The 18624-nt window shown below is 55.0% G+C and carries 20 protein-coding genes; 9 read left to right on the top strand and 11 right to left on the bottom strand.

Annotated elements, in window-relative coordinates:
- Window positions 1–28 precede the first annotated feature (28 nt).
- The 3 genes from IB237_RS04155 (at window position 29) to IB237_RS04145 (ending at window position 2378) form a co-directional block, all read left to right on the top strand.
- Window positions 29–835, top strand: a complete 807-nt coding sequence (locus tag IB237_RS04155; protein WP_246787637.1) for a hypothetical protein — start codon at window positions 29–31, stop codon at window positions 833–835.
- Window positions 836–873: 38 nt separating this feature from the next.
- Window positions 874–1947, top strand: coding sequence for a linear amide C-N hydrolase (locus IB237_RS04150; protein WP_192487317.1), 1074 nt, complete (start codon window positions 874–876; stop codon window positions 1945–1947).
- Between the two features lie 101 nt (window positions 1948–2048).
- On the top strand, window positions 2049–2378 hold the full coding sequence (locus IB237_RS04145) for a multidrug efflux SMR transporter (protein ID WP_192487316.1): 330 nt from the start codon (window positions 2049–2051) through the stop codon (window positions 2376–2378).
- 27 nt (window positions 2379–2405) lie between these two features.
- Here IB237_RS04145 and IB237_RS04140 read toward each other — a convergent pair whose 3' ends face one another.
- The 5 genes from IB237_RS04140 to IB237_RS04120 form a co-directional block, all read right to left on the bottom strand.
- Window positions 2406–2609 carry a heavy-metal-associated domain-containing protein gene (locus tag IB237_RS04140; protein ID WP_192487315.1) on the bottom strand — a complete coding sequence of 68 codons (204 nt, stop codon included), beginning with the start codon at window positions 2607–2609 and terminating at the stop codon, window positions 2406–2408.
- A gap of 21 nt (window positions 2610–2630) precedes the next feature.
- A complete protein-coding gene (gene cueR, locus IB237_RS04135) occupies window positions 2631–3059 on the bottom strand; it encodes a Cu(I)-responsive transcriptional regulator (RefSeq protein ID WP_192487314.1) in 429 nt (142 codons plus the stop codon).
- Window positions 3056–5635 carry a heavy metal translocating P-type ATPase gene (locus IB237_RS04130; protein WP_192487313.1) on the bottom strand — a complete coding sequence of 860 codons (2580 nt, stop codon included), beginning with the start codon at window positions 5633–5635 and terminating at the stop codon, window positions 3056–3058. Before IB237_RS04130 ends, cueR begins: the two co-directional genes overlap by 4 nt.
- 256 nt (window positions 5636–5891) lie before the next feature.
- Window positions 5892–6560, bottom strand: a complete 669-nt coding sequence (locus IB237_RS04125; protein ID WP_192487312.1) for a class I SAM-dependent methyltransferase — start codon at window positions 6558–6560, stop codon at window positions 5892–5894.
- Window positions 6508–6981: a YcgN family cysteine cluster protein gene (locus tag IB237_RS04120; RefSeq protein WP_192487311.1), complete on the bottom strand. Its 474-nt coding sequence runs from the start codon at window positions 6979–6981 to the stop codon at window positions 6508–6510. Before IB237_RS04120 ends, IB237_RS04125 begins: the two co-directional genes overlap by 53 nt.
- A gap of 169 nt (window positions 6982–7150) precedes the next feature.
- On the opposite strand from IB237_RS04120, the gene IB237_RS04115 reads away from it, so the two are divergent.
- From IB237_RS04115 to IB237_RS04105, 3 genes are all read left to right on the top strand, one after another.
- Window positions 7151–9343, top strand: coding sequence for a transglycosylase domain-containing protein (locus IB237_RS04115; RefSeq protein WP_192487310.1), 2193 nt, complete (start codon window positions 7151–7153; stop codon window positions 9341–9343).
- A gap of 328 nt (window positions 9344–9671) precedes the next feature.
- On the top strand, window positions 9672–10259 hold the full coding sequence (locus IB237_RS04110; RefSeq protein ID WP_192487309.1) for a DUF1214 domain-containing protein: 588 nt from the start codon (window positions 9672–9674) through the stop codon (window positions 10257–10259).
- The gene (locus IB237_RS04105) at window positions 10252–10800 is read left to right on the top strand and encodes a DUF1254 domain-containing protein (RefSeq protein WP_192487308.1); all 549 of its coding nucleotides are present in this window, start codon (window positions 10252–10254) and stop codon (window positions 10798–10800) included. The genes IB237_RS04110 and IB237_RS04105 overlap by 8 nt, the downstream gene beginning before the upstream one ends.
- A 52-nt stretch (window positions 10801–10852) precedes the next feature.
- Here the strand turns inward: IB237_RS04105 and IB237_RS04100 are convergent, their stop codons facing one another.
- Window positions 10853–11059, bottom strand: coding sequence for a hypothetical protein (locus tag IB237_RS04100; protein ID WP_192487906.1), 207 nt, complete (start codon window positions 11057–11059; stop codon window positions 10853–10855).
- Between the two features lie 720 nt (window positions 11060–11779).
- Between IB237_RS04100 and IB237_RS04095 the strand changes: the two genes are divergently transcribed.
- Window positions 11780–12712: a DUF2336 domain-containing protein gene (locus tag IB237_RS04095; RefSeq protein ID WP_246787635.1), complete on the top strand. Its 933-nt coding sequence runs from the start codon at window positions 11780–11782 to the stop codon at window positions 12710–12712.
- Window positions 12713–12733: 21 nt separating this feature from the next.
- On the opposite strand, the gene IB237_RS04090 is transcribed toward IB237_RS04095, so the two are convergent.
- Genes IB237_RS04090 through IB237_RS04080 form a run of 3 tightly spaced genes read right to left on the bottom strand, consistent with a single transcriptional unit; the run spans window position 12734 to window position 15571 of the window.
- A complete protein-coding gene (locus IB237_RS04090) occupies window positions 12734–13084 on the bottom strand; it encodes a DUF1491 family protein (protein ID WP_192487307.1) in 351 nt (116 codons plus the stop codon).
- A 35-nt stretch (window positions 13085–13119) separates the two neighbouring features.
- Window positions 13120–14070, bottom strand: coding sequence for a peptidoglycan-binding domain-containing protein (locus IB237_RS04085; RefSeq protein ID WP_192487306.1), 951 nt, complete (start codon window positions 14068–14070; stop codon window positions 13120–13122).
- The gene (locus tag IB237_RS04080) at window positions 14042–15571 is read right to left on the bottom strand and encodes an ATP-binding protein (RefSeq protein WP_192487864.1); all 1530 of its coding nucleotides are present in this window, start codon (window positions 15569–15571) and stop codon (window positions 14042–14044) included. The genes IB237_RS04085 and IB237_RS04080 overlap by 29 nt, the downstream gene beginning before the upstream one ends.
- A 505-nt stretch (window positions 15572–16076) precedes the next feature.
- On the opposite strand from IB237_RS04080, the gene IB237_RS04075 reads away from it, so the two are divergent.
- On the top strand, window positions 16077–16490 hold the full coding sequence (locus IB237_RS04075; RefSeq protein ID WP_192487305.1) for a DUF5330 domain-containing protein: 414 nt from the start codon (window positions 16077–16079) through the stop codon (window positions 16488–16490).
- Window positions 16491–16732: 242 nt separating this feature from the next.
- A complete protein-coding gene (locus tag IB237_RS04070; protein ID WP_192487304.1) occupies window positions 16733–17149 on the top strand; it encodes a SufE family protein in 417 nt (138 codons plus the stop codon).
- A 137-nt stretch (window positions 17150–17286) separates the two neighbouring features.
- On the opposite strand, the gene IB237_RS04065 is transcribed toward IB237_RS04070, so the two are convergent.
- Together IB237_RS04065 and IB237_RS04060 are read right to left on the bottom strand one after the other, a co-directional pair.
- The gene (locus IB237_RS04065) at window positions 17287–17625 is read right to left on the bottom strand and encodes a helix-turn-helix domain-containing protein (protein WP_371815251.1); all 339 of its coding nucleotides are present in this window, start codon (window positions 17623–17625) and stop codon (window positions 17287–17289) included.
- A 433-nt stretch (window positions 17626–18058) separates the two neighbouring features.
- Window positions 18059–18487: a MucR family transcriptional regulator gene (locus IB237_RS04060; RefSeq protein ID WP_192487303.1), complete on the bottom strand. Its 429-nt coding sequence runs from the start codon at window positions 18485–18487 to the stop codon at window positions 18059–18061.
- Window positions 18488–18624: the final 137 nt, after the last annotated feature.

Genomic DNA, 18624 nt, shown 5'->3' with positions numbered 1-18624 from the left:
CAGATGCGTAAATGGCGGGGGCGCTGCTTTGTATCATTCCATTCGTTCATTGATGTCGGTCGCGGCGCTGTCACTCGCTTTCCCGGCTTTCGGCGCTGATTTCAACGCAGAGCGCATGGCCCCTGAACGCGAATGGGCCGTGATTGTAAGCCCCTATGCTTGGGCCGCCAGCCTGAACGGTGACGGTTCACTGGCCGGCTTCGACACTGATGTCGATGTGCCCTTCTCAGATGTTCTCAAACATCTCGACTTCGTCGTTATGGGCAATGTCGAGATCACAAATGGCTTTTGGGGCGTCTATTTTGACGCGCAACATGTGCGTACCAGTCAGGACGAGCAGTTGCTGGCCAATGAACTCGATCTTGGTATCAAGACCACTTCCTTGAGTGCTGGCGCCTTTTTCAAGGCCTATGAAGCTGAGCTGGGTGGTCAGACTGTTTTCAACCGCCCACGTACCATTTCGATTGAACCGACCGCTGGTATTCGATGGACCAAGCTGGAAGGCACCGTGCATTTTCTGGGTCTGAGCGCCCAAAAAAGCGCCGACTGGGTTGATCCGTTCATCGGTCTGCGCGTCAATGCCGACCTCACCGATCGCTGGAACCTGTTTAGCTCGGTGGATGTTGGCGGGTTTGATGTCGGATCGAAATTCACCATCAACGCACAATCCTATCTCGGTTATCGCACCACGATGTTTGGCAAACCGACGATCCTGCGGGCCGGATACCGCGTGCTGCATCAGGACTATGAAAGCGACGACTTTACCGGTGCCAACAAGTTCCGCTGGAACGTGACGCAGCATGGGCCTGTCGTTGGTTTTTCCATGCGCTTTTGAACGTCCTGATACCAGGCTCCAAGCAGAGGAAATCTCCCATGAAAGCCAGACGCCTTAACGTTTCAAAATCATTGGTCGCCCTTGCCTTCGCTAGCGTTTTCACACTTCAGACCACTGCCGAAGCCTGCACACGCGTTGTCTATCTCGGTCCAAACGACAACATCATCACTGCACGTTCCATGGACTGGAAAAATGACGTTGCGACCAATCTTTGGGTACTGCCGCGCGGCATAGAACGAACAGGTGAAACCGGGCTGAATTCGATAAAGTGGAAAGCCAAATATGGTAGCGTGGTCGCCACGGGCTACGATGTCTCCACGACCGATGGCATCAATGAAATGGGTCTGAACGCCAACCTGCTGTGGCTGGCGGAATCGGAATACCCGGTGCTCGACAAAAACAAGCCCGGGCTGACAATCGCCGCCTGGGCGCAATATGTGTTGGATAACTTTGCCACCGTTGCAGAAGCTGTCGAAGCACTGGAAAAAGAACCCTTCACCGTTGTTACCGATAACGTGCCTGGCGAAAACCGGCTGACCACGCTTCACCTGTCGATGTCCGACGCCAGCGGCGACAGCGCCATTGTCGAATATATCAAGGGCAAGCAGGTCATTCATCACAACCGTGATTACCAGGTCATGACGAATTCTCCGCAGTTCGAGCAACAGCTGGCACTCAACGCCTATTGGAAGAGCATTGGTGGCACCACGATGCTGCCGGGCACCAACCGTGCGGCGGACCGTTTTGCCCGCGCATCGTTTTACGTGAACGCCATTCCGAAGGAAGAAGATTCCAACCGGGCACTTGCCAGCGTATTTAGCGTGATCCGCAATGCCTCGGTGCCATTTGGCATCAACACGCCGGAAGAACCGAACATCTCATCCACCCGCTGGCGCGTTGTGGTGGACCACAAGCGCAAACTTTACTTCTTCGAGTCGGCACTGACTCCAAATACTTTTTGGGTCGATTTGAAGAAGCTGGATTTTGCGGAAAACACCGGCAAAGTCCTGAAGCTCGATCTGGGACCGGATCAGGACCATACTTTTTCTGGAGAAACCAGCGGCGAATTCAAGGAAAGCCCTGCCTTCAAATTCCTCGGCATACCAGAATGACAGATGATCGGGTCGACATAACCGGCGTCGGCTCGTTTATGGACCTGAAATCATCGAAAATTCACGTGACGAGATTTCGCTTTTCTGCTTGATGCGTGGGCATGAACGCATATCTCGCACTTGGCATTGCAATTGTCTCGGAAGTCATCGCCACGGCTGCCCTAAAAGCGTCGCATGGCTTTAGCCAATTGGTACCGTCACTCATTGTAGTGGTCGGTTATGGTGCGGCGTTTTATTTCTTGTCGATCACGCTGAAAACCATCCCTGTCGGCGTGGCCTATGCCATCTGGTCCGGCACCGGCATTGTTCTGATCTCCATTATCGGTTGGGTTTTAATGGGCCAGAAGCTGGACCTGCCGGCGATTATCGGCATTGCGCTCATCATGGCCGGCGTCATCACCATCAATGTCTGGTCTTCAACAGGCCATTGATGGCGACGTGAAAGGTACTGGCGGCTGTCACGCTGCCTTTTCAGGACTGTAACCAGCCCCGCGAATGGCTTCTTCGGCAGTCTGCGCATTTCCTGTAACAGACACGCTATGTGTCGAAAGATCGATGCTGACCTCTGCATCCGGCAGTACATCTGCCAGCGCGCCACGCACGGTCTTTTCACAGTGGCCGCAGGTCATGTCCGGCACATGGAATGTTACGGTATCGCTCATGATATTTCCTTTCATGCTGTTTCAGTTTTTATGACGGTGAGATGGGTTGGATGGCGGCACGTCAAACCCGGCGAGATCATCGAGGATCGGGCAATCGGGCCTGTGGTCGCCACCGCAGCAATGGGCCAGGTGTGACAGGGTCGTCACCATGCTCTTCATTTCTGCGATCTTGTGTTCAAGATCGGCGATATGCGAGAGCGCAATTTCCTTCACGGCGCTGCTTTCCCGGCTCTTGTCCTGCCAGAGTTTTAGCAGCGTCTCGGTCTCCTCCAGTGAAAAGCCGAGCGTTCTCGACCGCTTGATGAAGCGCAGGTTGTGAATATCCTGCTCGCCATACACCCGGTAATTATTGCCAGTTCGCTCTGCCGGATGGATGAGGCCGATCTGCTCATAATAACGGATCATCTTGGCAGAGACGCCGGAGGCTAATGAAGCTTGCCCGATATTCATGCGGCATGGGTTCCCTGTTGAGACATGTCATGGTGCGAAACCCTGACGGTTTTCAGTCGCAGCGCATTGGCCACCACAAAGACACTGGAAAGCGCCATGGCGCCCGCGCCGAGCATTGGTGACAATAGAATGCCAAAGGACGGGTAAAGCACGCCTGCCGCCACCGGCACTAGCGCAACGTTGTACCCAAAGGCCCAGCATAGGTTTTCCTTGATGTTGCGAATGGTCGCACGGCTCATTTCAATGGCATTGACCACGCCGGTCAGGTCACCACCCACCAGCACCACATCGGCACTTTCGATTGCAACATCGGTACCCGTGCCAATGGCAAGGCCGATATCGGCCTCGGCAAGGGCTGGAGCGTCATTGATGCCATCACCAACAAAGGCAAGCGTCTTGCCGCCCTGACGCAGATCATGGATGGCCTTGACCTTGCCCTCCGGCAACACTTCCGCCACGACGCGGGTAATGCCAACCTGGCGGGCAATCGCCTTGGCGGTGCGCTCATTGTCGCCGGTCACCATGACAACCTCAACGCCCATATCCTGCAGCGCCCTGATGGCAGTGACACTGGTCGGCTTCAGCGGATCGGCAACGGCAATGATCGCAGCCAATTGGCCATCGACTGCCGCATAAAGCGGGCTCTTGCCCTCGTCGCCCAGACGGTTGGCAACCTCAGTGAACACGTCAACGGAAAGCCCAAGCTTTTTCATGAAACGATCAGCACCGACCTCAACCTTGCGGCCGGAGACTGTTGCCGCAATGCCGTAGCCGGTGACGCTCTCAAAATTCTGTGCAGCTTTTACGGCACCCAAATCCCGGTCTTTGGCAGCCTTCACGATGGCCTCGGCAATCGGATGCTCGGAGCGCGCTTCAACAGCTGCAACCAGACGCAACACCTCCGCCTCGCCAAAACCTTCCGCCACCACGAGATCGGTCAGTTCCGGGCTTCCCTTGGTAACAGTACCGGTCTTGTCGACAACGACGATTTCGGCAGAACGCAAGGCTTGCAGGGCATCCCCCTTGCGGAACAACACACCAAGCTCAGCTGCCCTGCCCGTTCCAACCATGATGGACGTCGGAGTTGCCAGGCCCATGGCGCATGGGCAGGCAATGATCAGTACCGCAACGGCATTGACCAGAGCATAGGTATAGGCCGGTGACGGACCAAAGGTCAGCCAGACAAAGAAGGTGATAATGGCAATGGCGATGATCACTGGCACGAACAAGGCCGTGACCCGGTCGACCAGCAACTGGATTGGCAGTTTGGAACCCTGGGCCTCTTCAACCATGCGGATGATTTGCGCCAGCATGGTATCGCCGCCAACCTTGGTCGCCTTAAACTTGAAACCGCCTGTCTTGTTGATCGTGCCACCGATCACCGTTGCGCCAACTGTTTTTTCAACCGGCACCGGTTCGCCCGAGATCATCGATTCATCGACGAAAGACGCGCCCTCAACCACCTCACCGTCAACGGCAATACGCTCGCCGGGGCGAATGATGATGACATCACCCAGCACCACGTCATCAGGAGAAATCTCGATTTCCTGACCTTCACGTTCAACACGTGCGGTTTTGGCTTGCAGACTGGCGAGTTTACGAATGGCATCGCCGGTTTTGCCGCTCGCACGTGCTTCCAGCAAACGCCCCGTCAGAATGAGCACCACGATAACGGTGGCCGCCTCGTAATAAACGAACTGCGCTTCATAGGGCAGCAGGTCTGGTGCAAAGGTGACAAACACCGAATAGGCGTAGGCAGCGAGGACACCAAGCGACACCAGCGAATTCATCTCCGGTGCGCCATGCAACAATGCCGGAATGCCCGCCTTCAGGAAACGCCAGCCGGGGCCAAAGATGACCACTGTCGCCAGCGCAAAATAGATGTAATACAGCGTCTGCGTTTCAATGACGCCCATCAGCCAGTGATGGAATGGCTCGTAGATATGGCCAGTCATTTCGAGAATAAACAGCGGCAAAGTCAGCGCGCCACCAATCAACAGGTCACGCTTTAAGGACGCCTCGCTGCCAACATGTTGCATGTGGTCATGGCCACCATGGGAGGGTTGATCACCCGATGTATCGCTGGTATGGCCAGCATGTGCATGGCCCGCATGGGCGTGATGTGCCGTACCCGATACCACCTTTGTTTTGAAACCGGCCGCATTGGCCGTTTGCAACAGTGTGTCGCGCTCGTGGCGCCCGCCAATTGTCTCGATATGGACAGCGCCCTGTTCAGCATCGACGTGAACATTGACCACTGTCGCGACCGCTTCCAGCACTGATTTAAGACGTTCGGCTTCCTGAGAATTGTTCAATCCTTCGAAATTCAGCTCAAGATGGTTCGGGGTTACCTCATAACCCATTTTTTTCACGGCAGCGGCCAGTGCCTTGGCCGAAAAACCGTCGCCAGGTTCAACGGTCAGTTTCTTGGTAGCAAAATTGACGGAACTGGCTGCAACGCCCGGCACCTTCGCGGCGGCTGTTTCCACCCGGCGAACGCAGGAAGCGCATGTCATACCTTCAACGGGAACGGAAACCGGCTCAGCGGAGTGGATGTGTTTAATGGTCTCGTTCATGGGAACCCCTTTTTGAGATCCCCCCGGATGTCAGATGGATCTCATAATCAAAACGGCGCTAGTCAGCGCAATCGTCTTTCGCTGAACCCTATGTAGGGCTTCCCATCATGGTAAGGTCAAGGGACGGTGTTGTTTTTTATTGAAGCGTGGCAAAACTAGGCCAGCCCTGGCGTAAATCTCAATAAAAATAGCCGTTTAATGGATGCGCTTGCCGTGCTCAGTGATCGAAGGGTGTTGTGAGAGAGGATGGTGCGTATCAGTTTTTCTGTGCCAGCCACACGGTTGCGCCACCACACTGGGGATCCTCTACCCTGTGATGCAACACTCGAAATCCGTTGTCATGTAGTAGCTGGCGATACTCTTCTGCAGAAAGGCTGGCGTGATAAAGCGGCCTGCCCTGCCACTCACCAACCACCTCGCCGGCGGTCGGCCCCGAGGTAAACATCAGTGCGGCGCCGGATTTTGCGTGGCTGGCAAAACGCGGAAACATTAAGCGCTGGTCATCCGGCGTCAGGTGGAAAAAGCTGTGCCAGGCAATCAGGCCATCAAATTGCTGGCCGATATCAAGCTGACGCATATCCTCGACATGCCAGCGGTGATTTGGAAAACGCGAGCGGCACAACGCAATCAATTCGCCGGACGCATCAATACCGGTTACAGCGCAACTGCGCTCGATGCAATAACGCGCTATAGGTTCGCCCGAACCACAGCCGATATCAAGAATATGCGATGAGGCAGGTATGAGAGACAGGAAGCGATCAAACCACGATGCTTCCCGCATGTCCTTGCCACGCGACTGATCGAACTCCGCGGCGTGGGCACGGTAGAGATCAATGACGGTTTCACTGATCTCCTTGCCGTTGTTTTTGGTGTCAGGGGCGCTCAGGCGCGTTTTCTCCCACCCGAAGCGGCCAGTCGACCACATGGTCCTCGAAATCATCCACGTCGACGTCAAGCTCGCTCACAGTGCGGTCACGTGCCGAAATACCTGCAATGTGAACAGTTTCCTTGTCTCCAGACACCAGCGGATGCCACCAGTAGAGGTCGTCACCGTCACGCACCAGCCGGTAACCGCAAGTCGGAGGCAGCCAACCGATTTCATCGACCAGTTCCGGGGTCAGCTGGATGCATTCTGGCACCGTTGCGCGACGATTGGGGTAATCGCTGCACTGGCAGGAATGGCCATCCAGCAACTGACATCGAACGGAGGTGAATACGACATCGCCGGTGTCCCAGTCTTCCAGCTTGTTAAGACAGCACAGGCCGCAGCCGTCACAGAGGCTTTCCCACTCCTGTGTCGTCATTTCCTCCAGCGATTTCGTTTTCCAGAACGGAAGGTCACTCATTATTCATCATTCCATTTCATCATCGCGCGCCATCGCCGGATTTTGCTACCTCGTCAAGCATCGAGATATGCGGTATTTCTTATCTACAGGGGCCGATGCCGAGGAATGACCCGCGCAAGCTCAATGCGTCAAGCATTCCTTTCAGACCCGAACAGGACATGGTCGCGACGTGCAGGAAGACAAGAACACAAATAAACCGCTCAAACGCAAGCGCCACATTCTCTTGCGAATCGATTCATGGATCGATTCCAGCTTGTGGACCGCAGGGTTCCGCCTCGTTGACCTCTGGGAAGAAGTAACGATCTTTTCGCGGAAATTCCATGTCGAGGGTTGGAAAAAACATCTTATCAACCTCACAGGCAATGCGCTGACGCTTGGAGCCGCCGGTTCCGTGCTGTTGCTGACGCTTGCCATGCCTGCCTTTGAAGAAACCAAAAAAGACTGGCGATATCGTGGCGACTTCGCCGTGACCTTTTTGGACCGTTACGGCAATACAATTGGCCATCGAGGAATTATCCATGAAGACTCAGTGCCAATTGATGAACTGCCCGACCATTTCATCAAGGCGGTTCTGGCAACGGAAGACCGTCGCTTCTTTGAACATTTCGGTATCGACTTTATAGGTCTTGCCCGTGCCATGAGCGAAAACGCCCGCGCGGGCGGCGTCGTCCAAGGCGGCTCGACGCTGACCCAGCAGCTGGCCAAGAACCTGTTCCTGACCAATGAGCGGTCGCTGGAACGCAAGGTCAAGGAAGCTTTCCTCGCGCTTTGGCTTGAAGCCAACATGTCGAAAAAAGAAATCCTTAGCCTTTATCTTGACCGCGCCTATATGGGCGGCGGCACCTTTGGTGCGGCTGCGGCCTCACAGTTTTACTTCGGCAAGAACCTGAGCGACGTCACACTGGCGGAATCTGCCATGCTTGCTGGCCTGTTCAAGGCACCGGCGAAATACGCCCCGCATGCCAACCTGCCTGCCGCACGTGCCCGCGCCAACCAGGTTCTGTCCAACCTTGTTCAGGGCGGCCTGATGACCGAAGGTCAGGTTATTGGTGCGCGCCGCAACCCGGCGACGGTAATCGACCGTGCCGAGGTCAAGACCCCCGACTACTTCCTCGACTGGGCCTTCGACGAGGTGCAGAAACTTTCGGCCTCCGGCAAATTCAAGGATCACACTGTGGTGGTACGCACCACGGTTGATACCGGCTTGCAAAGCGTCGCCGAGCAGTCGATGGAATCCAGTCTTCGCGAATATGGCGAAGGCTACCGCGTCAAACAGGGCGCAATGGTGATGATCGAAAACGGTGGCGCCGTGCGTGCCATGGTCGGCGGTCGTGACTATGGCGAAAGCCAGTTCAACCGCGCCACCAATGCGCTTCGCCAGCCCGGTTCGTCCTTCAAGGTCTATACCTATGCCGCCACCATGGAAAAGGGTTACAAGCCGGAAACGTTGATTTCCGATGCGCCTGTGACCTGGCGCGGTTGGTCGCCACAGAATTATGGCCGCTCTTACGCTGGCAAGGTGACGCTGGAAACCGCTCTGGCCAAGTCCTACAACACAGTGCCGGTACGCCTCGCAAAGGATGTTCTCGGCACCAAGGTCATTGTCGATACGGCAAAGGCCATGGGTGTGATGACCCCGCTGCGCGAAGACAAGACCATTCCCCTTGGCACGTCGGAAGTGACCGTTCTTGATCAGGCCACCGGTTACGCTGTTTTCCCGGCAGACGGCATGCAATCGCGTCGCCATGGTATCGAACAGGTGCTCGATTACGAAGGCAATGTGCTCTACGATTTCGAACGCGACGAACAACCTGCCCGCCGCGTCTTGAGCGAAGAAGCCAACTCCAAAATGAACCGCATGCTGGTGACTATTCCGGTCAATGGTACCGCCCGCCGTGGCGCACTGGACAACGGCATTGTCAGCGGCGGCAAGACCGGCACATCGCAGTCCTACCGCGACGCCTGGTATGTCGGCTTTACCGGCAACTACACCACCGCCGTATGGTTTGGTAATGACGATTTCTCTCCGATGAACAACATGACCGGCGGTGCCTTGCCTGCGATGACCTTCAAGCGGCTGATGGATTATGCCCATCAGGGCATGGAGCTCCGCCCGATCCCCGGTATTCAGAACCCGCTTCCGTCGGGCTCGCGTCCGGAACCGGCGGCAGGGTCTGCAAATGTGGCCAGTGCGACAGAAAACATGCCGGTATTCGTGCGTCCCCGTTCGCTTTCGACCGAAGCAACTCGCATCATTCGTGACATGAGCAAGCGTTTCAAGGATGCACCTGCCCTGTCGCTATCGGTGCAAAAGGTAGCGGGTATCGACACTCCATCCAATTCAACCAAAGAGCAGAATTGAACCAAAGCGGGGCATGACAAAAACTCTGCATTTCCCAAAACGGGAATCAGTGATACCCCTCTAATGCATCGGAGCTGGGACGAGCACGATGCCCGGGGAAGCACGATATGCAGATTCAATAGGTTAGAATGCCCTTGATGTGTTTTGAAAACACAGCGGCGCTCTAACATTTGCAGGGGCATACCGGCACCGGTTTTGCCCGAGAAGCAAACGAAACAGCAGGCTGGAGCCGGTCTGAGGCAGGTAAACCAGACAGGCTTCCAGCCTCCGCAGACTGACTTTATACTCGCGGTAAACCATGGCGCGGTTCGGAACAGGAAATATAGAAGTGCTAAGGGTTCCCTTTCTTGTCGCCATCATGCTGGTCATCGCTTTTGGTGGCGGCATTGTCTCGACATTAGCAGCGCTGGAAGCGACCTCCGGTTTCGGTTCCATCCGGATCGGCCAATGGGACGCCTTCCCGGAAGCCCAAACAGTCAATGCCGATCCCTATGCCAAATCTCACCGCGCAGACGCTGGCAAGTTGCTGTACGGCACCGCCGAGGGCCTGGCCTTTACCGCAACAGTCGACAATCAAGGCAACAGACTGGTCGGCGGCTGCAGATACAATATCGAGGGCGTGACACCACCTGCCCGCTTCTGGACGCTTTACGCTGCCGATATGCAGGGCAATCTGCTGGACGACGGCAGCGGGCGGCCGGCGGCGTTGAATTCACGCACGCTTTTGCGCGGTCCTGAGGGTGATATCGATATCGCTGTCGCCTCCACCGCCCAGACATTCAACTGGCTGGCCATTCCCGCAAGCGGAGAGTTCAAACTGGTGCTAACACTGCTCGACACACCCGTCGCGGGCAGCTCCGGTCTTATCGATCTGACCATGCCAAGCATTATCCGTACGGGGTGTGGCAATGCTTAGGATCGCACTGGCAATCTTTACCGGCCTGATCGGTGCAGCCCTGCTGCACCTCATCATCGTGCTGGCTGTTCCGCATTTCAGCAATCGTGATGCCTATACGCGCTCAATGGCCGAAGGGCCCGCCAACACGTTTCATCTGTTGAAGGATAAGCGTGACAAGGCAGCACTTGGCAGTGGCGACCCGTTCATGAAGGTGGCCGTCTGCACCTTTGACATTGAAGAGATGCCCTTGCGGTTGACTGCCTTCGGCAATGTGCCGTTCTGGTCGATTGCCATTTACGACAGCGCATCCAACGAAGTGTTCAGCATGAATGACCGCACATCGGCCGAAGGTGTGATGGATATTCTGGTGGCGACACCGGTGCAGCTTTCAACAATCCGCAAATCGCAGCCTGCAGCGCTGGCACAGGCCATTCTGACATCATCTGTTCAAACAGAGGGATATGCGGTTTTGCGGACAATGACGCCGCAGAGCAGCTTCGTTCAGGAAGCCGAGACATTTCTGGATCAGGCGAAATGCGAACCATTTCAATGGCAATAATAACACCTAGCGGATATTGACCCGCTACCTGCATGTTGACTGATGCGGTCCATCAGGATTTGACGGCTTTTCCTGGCTGTACAGGTCGACCGTTGGTCGTTGTGGGTGCCGGTGTTTCCGGTTCCGTCGGGCGGCGTTCATAACGCACGCCAGTGAAAAACAGGATTTGCGCCGGACCGTTGATGGCTTGGCTGTTTTTCGCTTTCACACCATGGAAAGAGCGATCATTCGCACTGTCCAGTTTGATAATGTCTGCCATGCTCCTCTCCTTCGCTGCATCATTCATTGACCTTTGGCACACTCATGGGCACTTGAGTCAACATTATGAAGAAGGCGATAAGTCAGGCTCATTATATGCGGTCACACTGACATTCTGAAACGCCTTCTACACTCGGTATTCGAACCACTGCATAGTATGCGATCAAGCCACATTATGGTTAACAGATAGTTAATGCTAATTTGGACGCAACTGCGCGGATATCCACAGGCTGGCCCCTAAAATCTCGTAGTAGATCACTAAGATTTTATTAATCTTACAACCACGGGCTTTCATTTCAACAACCCAAGATTTAGGCGATTTATGCCGTTGTAATGAAATAGTTTTTTCTCACGCCATTTTTTGACACCCCAAAATTTGGGGGCGAAATCCGTGTATCAGCGTTTGACGGAATAAGGTTCAGTGTTCTCTATAGGATTCAGCCGTCATGACGACGGTTAGGGCCCGCATTTCATAGCAAAACTATGGTGCGGGTTCCGCATTTCCAGATGCTGCGCTTTGTTCGCCATCTCCTGCCCTCCCCGATTTTTTCTCGATTTTCCACAGCAACTTTCCCTCTCGCTGAAAAACTTGGCGCGCCGCGCCCCATAGTTAACAGGACGTCAACGCATTTGTTCTAAATCTACACAATATTGCGTTTGCGTAAGTTGTATTGGGTGCGCTTTGGACGACCGGTTTCGAGAACTTGAAAGGCCTACGGCCATGCGGAAGAAAGATGTCGTGCTGATGGCTACGGTCACAAGCTTTGAGACACTTGCACATCCATCGAAGTCGGAATTGCGCCAGTTTGCAGAGCTTTTCATGCCTTTGTTTGCCGCTTCGACCGATGAGGCAAGACGCCAGGCCATCGCTGCCCTGTCTCAACATCCCGACATTCCGGCACCAGTGGCATTTTTTATTGCCAGCCAGCCGATTTCGATCTCCGCACCGTTTCTGATTTCCTCGAAATCTCTCAATGACGAAACGCTGATCACCATTGCCCGAACGCAAGGGCGTGCCCACGCGCGCGCCATTGTGCGCAGAGAATCTCTCTCGCCAACCGTCATCGATGCTCTGGTCTGCATTGGCCATTCGCAGTCCGCCTCGCAACCCGTGGAAACGGCAAAGGCAACGGACGCGCAGGCCGTTCAGACCGCACCTGTGCCTTCCGAAATCATCGATGTTCCGCCAAGCAATCCATCGCGGGAGGAAGAACTTCGCCAGCAGATCAAGACAATGGCTCGGCAGGTCAGCCGTCCATCCGACGATGTGCTGGGTCTTCGCCGCCTGAGCGACATTCAGGAAGCGTTGCTGGTGCGTTTTGCCCGCGAGCGGGATGCCCGGCAGTTTTCTGCCGCCCTTGCAAACACGCTTTCGGCCAGCCACTGGCTTGCAGAGCGCATCATGCTTGATATTTCCGGCGTGCAGTTGGCAACAACCCTCAAGGGGCTCGGCATGAACGCGTCAGACGCGATATTCGTGCTACAGGGCTTCTATCCGCATCTTAGCCAGAAGACTGGTGACATCAGCCGGGCTGAAGGCATCTTGTACAAGCTGGACGCGATCGCCTGTGAACAGCGCATCGAAAGCTGGCGCCGTGCCGACAGCTATACGTTCCAGCCCAAGGATGCGGACAAACAGAAACGGTTTGGCTGACACGACCAGCCAGCATGATTCTCAGATATCGCCGTTCACGACTGTAAACAGGTCACTGGCGTTTTCCGTTTCAATTTCCACCAGCCAGAGGTCGCTGTCAAAGCGACTTTCCTTCTCGATGACAGCGGCAACCACTGCTGCATCCTGCCGTCGCAGACGCACCTCGAAGCGGCGTCCTGCGTCGCTTTCCTCACTGTCGGAGAACACCTGTGGCGCCGGGCCAAAAAGCGTTTCGGAGCCGTCACGAAATCGCTGGCGGATAAAGATCGCACCTGCCTCTTCCGCACCGCGTTTTTCAACGGCTGCGAAATCACCAGTGGCAAATACCCGCCGAATGAGAGCGGCGACAAAGATATCCGATTTCAACCGCATTTAGGGTTTCCTGCTTGAATGGAGAGGCGGCCCTGTTACAGGGCGCCGATATCCTTCAGCTTCTTCAATACCGCATCGCTTGGTTCGCCTGTTTCAGGCAGGCGGTAATGTTTTTCAAAGTGGCGGATCGCCGTCCGGGTCTGCTGCCCAAGCATGCCGTCCACGGTCACATTGGCATACGCGATGTTGACCAACCCCTGCTGGATCTTGGCAACAAGCTCATTATTGACCGGCTTAATGGCGGCATTCTGCGCCGTTGCATTGACCGGTGCCGGCTTGGTATTCTCCGATTTGCGGATTGCCGCGGCTACGGGGTCAATCGCGACGCCCTGATTGCCGGCGCTCTCGTTCGGGCGATCTCTGGGAATTGCCGATACGGTCGAACCATCGATTTTCAGTGCAGCGAGAACGCGCGTGGTCGGCTCACCGGTCTGCGTCATGCCAACGGTTTCTTCAAAGAACAAGATTGCCGCCGTGGTGCGTGGACCGATCTTGCCGTCAGCTTTGCCATCGTAGAGCCCCCGGCGGGCCAGTTCCTGCTGGATCTCGGCTACGAGTTGCGAAGGCACTTGGGATGGCTGACCGTCGGACACCTGTGTCGAGGCCTGCTGCGATACGCCGTCCTGCGGTTGGCCGCCGTTCTGCTGATCTCCCGCTTCACCCGGTGCGCGCTCAATGCGGAATGTCGTTACATCGCCCGCTGCATCGAGTGGCTGTGCAACGCGATAGCCGGCAATGCCGTTGGGATTGACCTCGTCACGGGTTCTGAGAAACGGCGACGGATGCACACCTGGCTGGTACCAGAGCGCGTTGGCAGACACGAAACCGAAGACAATCGTAAAGGCGGCGACACCGGCGACAAGGCGCGGATGTTGACCGAGCTGATACCCCACCTGGCGCCCCACAGCGCCAACAGCCAGAGAAACGACACCCGGCTCACGGCGGGCTGGTTTCCTCTCAGGCGATTTTCGCTTTCGCGGTGCCATTTACACTTCCCTCTTTCATAACTTCCACAGAAGCGATCTGCCGAAGACGTGGCGGAAATTCGACCATGCGCTCGGTTTCATCATTCTGTGCACAGCCAATTGCGCCTGAACCGTCAATTGGCAATGTAACCGTTACAATTGTTCCTTCACCCGGACGGCTGGCAATAGCGAAACGACCGCCATGCAGACCAACCAGTCCCTTGACCAGCGAAAGACCAAGCCCCGTGCCCTCATAGCGACGGGTATATTCGTTCTGAACCTGCATGAAAGGCTGGCCCAACAGATCGATCTTGTCAGCGGCAATACCGATGCCGGTATCGCTGACGGAGATTTTCAGCGTGTTGCCCTCGCGGGCCGCATCCATGCTGACGACGCCACCGGCATCGGTGAATTTAAGTGCGTTGCCAGTCAGGTTGATGAGAACCTGCTGGATTGCGCGCTGGTCTGCAACCACATCACCGAGATCGCGCTGGACGCGGCTGGTCAGAGTGACGCCCTTTTCCTTGGCCTGCAGGCTAAGCATGGCTTCGCAGGTCGAAATCGATTCGCCAATGTTGAACGGCTCCATCAGCAGCTCGTAACGACCGGCTTCCAGCTTGCTCATGTCCAGCATGGTATTGACCACCGACAGGAGATGCGCACCGGACTGGCGGATCAGCGCAACATATTCGCGCTGGCGATCATTCTCTAACTTGCCGAAATATTCACCGGCAAGGATATCCGAAAAACCAAGGACGGCATTGAGCGGCGTGCGCAGCTCATGGCTGACGGCGGCCAGAAAACGCGACTTGGCGTCATTGGCCGATTCGGCCTCGGCGACTTTGCGTGCCACTTCACCGCGCAAAACTTCCTTTTCGGTCGTATCACGCAGCTGGCCAATGACCCGCAGAAGTTCACCACTCGGCTCGCGAACCGCCGTCAAATCCATGCGGGTATGCAGGAACTGATCGACACCACGGCTAAGAGACGATTGTTCGAAACGCAGGTCGACAGACGACTGCTCCGCACCTTGGCGCAGGAAATCCAGCGCTTGTGCAAAGGCAATACGGTCCGTCACATGAATACGCTCGGCAAACAAATAACCGGCGCAATCCTTGACGCTCTTGGGAAAGGCGTCGATGTCGCGACCGGCAACATTTTGCACCATGCCCAGCTCGTCGAAAAAGATAACCACGCCAGGAACATAGGCAGCGAGCGCATCCAGCTTGACCGGCTGGTTGGCCACAGTTGCAGCGGACGATACCGGACGGCGCACACCCAAATATACGGCAATGACAATAAGGAAGCTTGCCAGCACGATGGCTGCCCCTGCCGGAAGCGCAATTGCTGGACTTACAAACAGGCTCATAATGGTCGGCACGACAAAAAGTGCACACAGGCTGAACGCCATGAACCGGCGCAGCACCGGCACTCTGGCGGTCCGATGCACGGCATCTTCTTCCATGCGCGCAAGCCACGTGCTTGCGACATGATCAATGCCTGCAACCGCTCTTTCAGCAATGTTACTCAATACCTGCACACCAAAACCCTAAAACGGTCTTCTCGAGGCCGGAGAATAGGTCTTGCCACTTAAAGAAAGGATAAAGACATGGGCCAGATGGGGCAGCAAAAGGGTCTGAAATCTCATTTCGGAACATTTCACAGCGACTTTGCCAAACATGGTTAATGACGCGTAAGCGACGGATTTTGCTCAATTTTCCAAATGCCGTTAATCATTGTGGCGAAGAGAACCCAAGGTTTGCGGTGCATTAGGGCCGCGCTGCCGCAATTATGCTTAACATGATCGTTTAAATTCGATCCAATTGCCCGGGACTGGATGCCGGAAAAGGAAAAAAGATAAAATTTGAATCAAATTTGATGAAAATACCGCCGGAAATTTCAAACGGCTGTTGGTCTGTTGTGTGTAGGTTCTGCTCAAGCCCGAAAAACAGGGCATTCGCAAACGGGAATACCGTTGCAAAACAAGGCAGGCCTGAAAGGCAAGCCAACAAACAGGGTAGTTGACAATGTGGTTTCTTATTAAAGGAACATTCTGGTTTTCGTTGGTGCTGGTGGCGCTATCCTATTTTGGCGCCGCGCAGAACGAATCGCAGACCTCGACACCGATGAATGTCGCAGGTGCAGTTTCTGCTGCCAGTGAAGCCTACCGTTATGTCAGTGCAATCTGCACGGAGAAACCTGAAGTTTGTGAACAGGGTGCAGAGACATTCCACGCTCTGGCCGGACGTGCCCGTGACGGCGCCAAGGTTGCCTATGAATTTCTCGACACCCAGATTGGTGTCAATGAAGACAAGGCCACCGCTGAGTTGACCACCGCCTCGACCGGTACGCCAAGCATTAGCGTTGAATTCCCTCAGAATGGGGACAAGGCGACATCTGAAGGTTTCGTACCGGTTCCGCAAAAGCGCCCTGCCCTTTGATATCCTCTGAATTCGGCGCTGCCCTCGCCATTTGAAATTCCTGCCGAAGAAAACCACCCCTTCGGCCCACACCCCTTGCGGACAGTTGATAGCCATCGTCTGCCGCCGGACTGCCTGAACTGGCCTGAGAATTTGGTCACGCCCTGCCCGGTGAAAATCCGGCAGGGCTTTTTCTTTGCTTTGCGGTTCAAATCATCACGATTTTCACCTATATGGCGGCAAGCAATTAAATGGATAGTGTGATGACCTCTCTCGACAAAATGATTGACGACTTTGCCTTTCTCGATGATTGGGAGGATCGCTATCGTTACGTGATCGAGTTGGGCAAGGAACTGCCTGACTTGGCCGACGAGCATAAGAACGCCCAGAACAAGGTTCAGGGCTGTGCCAGCCAGGTTTGGCTCGTAACACATGCAGATGCCGACAAAGACCCTATGATGACGTTTGAGGGCGATTCTGACGCCCATATCGTGCGCGGGCTGGTCGCTATCGTCCTTGCGGTCTATTCGGGCAAACATGCCTCCGAAATCACGCAGCTGGATGCCATCCAGGTCTTCGACAAGATCGGCCTAGTGGAGCACCTTTCTTCCCAGCGCGCCAATGGCCTGCGTTCGATGATAAATCGTATTCGGGAAGAGGCACGGCTGCGGCTGCAATAAGAATCCAGTTGGCGGGCAAGTCCTTCGGACTGGTTTCATCCTGGAAAAGGTTCGCCCGCTCTACCTTCAAAGGCGCGATTGTGGTCGCACCTTTTTTGTGTCGTTTGTTTTCGTTCACCGCGACATGGCGAACCGTTTCAGATGTCGGCCTTGCTGAAGACTGAGGCTGTAATACGCTCAAGGACAGAAACGAACTCGTCGAAACCGGGGTCGTCGCGCCTGTCCTCGACAACATTGCAGGCATAACCGACTGTTGTCCTGTCCTTGCCAAAGGACATGCCGATATCACTGAGAGATATGCCAAGCACAACATGGCATACATACATCGCAATCTGCCTAATGTGGCAGGCCGCTCGGCGCCGGTCACTGCGCACCAGGGTACGCTCCCCCGCAAGTACCACCAATTCGCTGGTCAACTGCCTGACGATACGGCAGACGCGGCGGGTGGAAAATGGCAATCCGCCGCACATCACCATTGGTGCGGCCGGGTTCTTCTGGCCTTGTTGTGGCTGGATATCTTTCCTTTGTGTATCCCCTGGCATGAACGAACTCCCTTCATGAATAGGAATTAATTCATGTCACGTGCTGCATGCAAGGGGAAATTATCATAACACTTTTGTACATCCCCGCAGCAACCTTGCGGAGCGACCACGAACAGACCCGCGAGGCAACATTATTTAATCATTTAAAAACAGTATGTTCGTATATTTTCAACCTATCGAAAGCGAGATATCGTTGCGCAGACTACGCATCGAGCGATGAAATAAATGTGATTTTTTTCCTCTTTATACACAAAAATCCACGCAAAAGAAAACCGGCCTCTGAGGGCCGGTTTTCAAAACTACTCATTGTTGCCAGTTTAAAGTCGCGACCTCGAACATGGTCGAGGCACTGCAGACTTGAAAGCGATTAGCGCGAAGCCTTGCGACGCTGGCCAAGACCCATTTCCTTGGCGAGGCGCGAACGTGCTTCGGCATAGGCTGGGGCAACCATCGGATAGTCAACCGGCAGTTCCCACTTTTCGCGGTAGTCTTCCGGCGTCATGTTGTGATGGGTTGTCAGGTGGCGCTTCAGCGACTTGAAGGAACCGCCACATTCGAGGCAGATGATCTGATCGTCCTGAACCGACTTTCTGACCGAGATGGCAGGTTTCTGTTTCTCGGCAGCAATTACAGAAGGGGCTGGGGCTGTTGTACCACTCAAGGCGGAATGCACATCAGAAATGAGGCTTGGCAGTTCTGCAACCGGAACAACATGATTGCTGACATAGGCGGCAACAATGTCAGCGGTTAGTTCAACCAGCAGATCATGTGCACTACCGTATGCGGTTTCAGTCATATAAGTATCTCCTATCAATTCGTTCCGGTACGGCAACGTTTGATCCTGCCCTTCCATGTTTATGAACATGTTACGAAACCACCCCCAAATGGCTTCCAGCAGACAAAGCAAACATCGTCTGTTACTGGCCATTCAAC

Source organism: Agrobacterium sp. AGB01 (assembly GCF_014851585.1).
In the GTDB taxonomy this organism is placed as follows: Bacteria; Pseudomonadota; Alphaproteobacteria; order Rhizobiales; family Rhizobiaceae; genus Agrobacterium.
The sequence above is the reverse complement of the archived record's forward strand: the minus strand, read 5'-3'. Positions and strand labels throughout refer to the sequence as shown.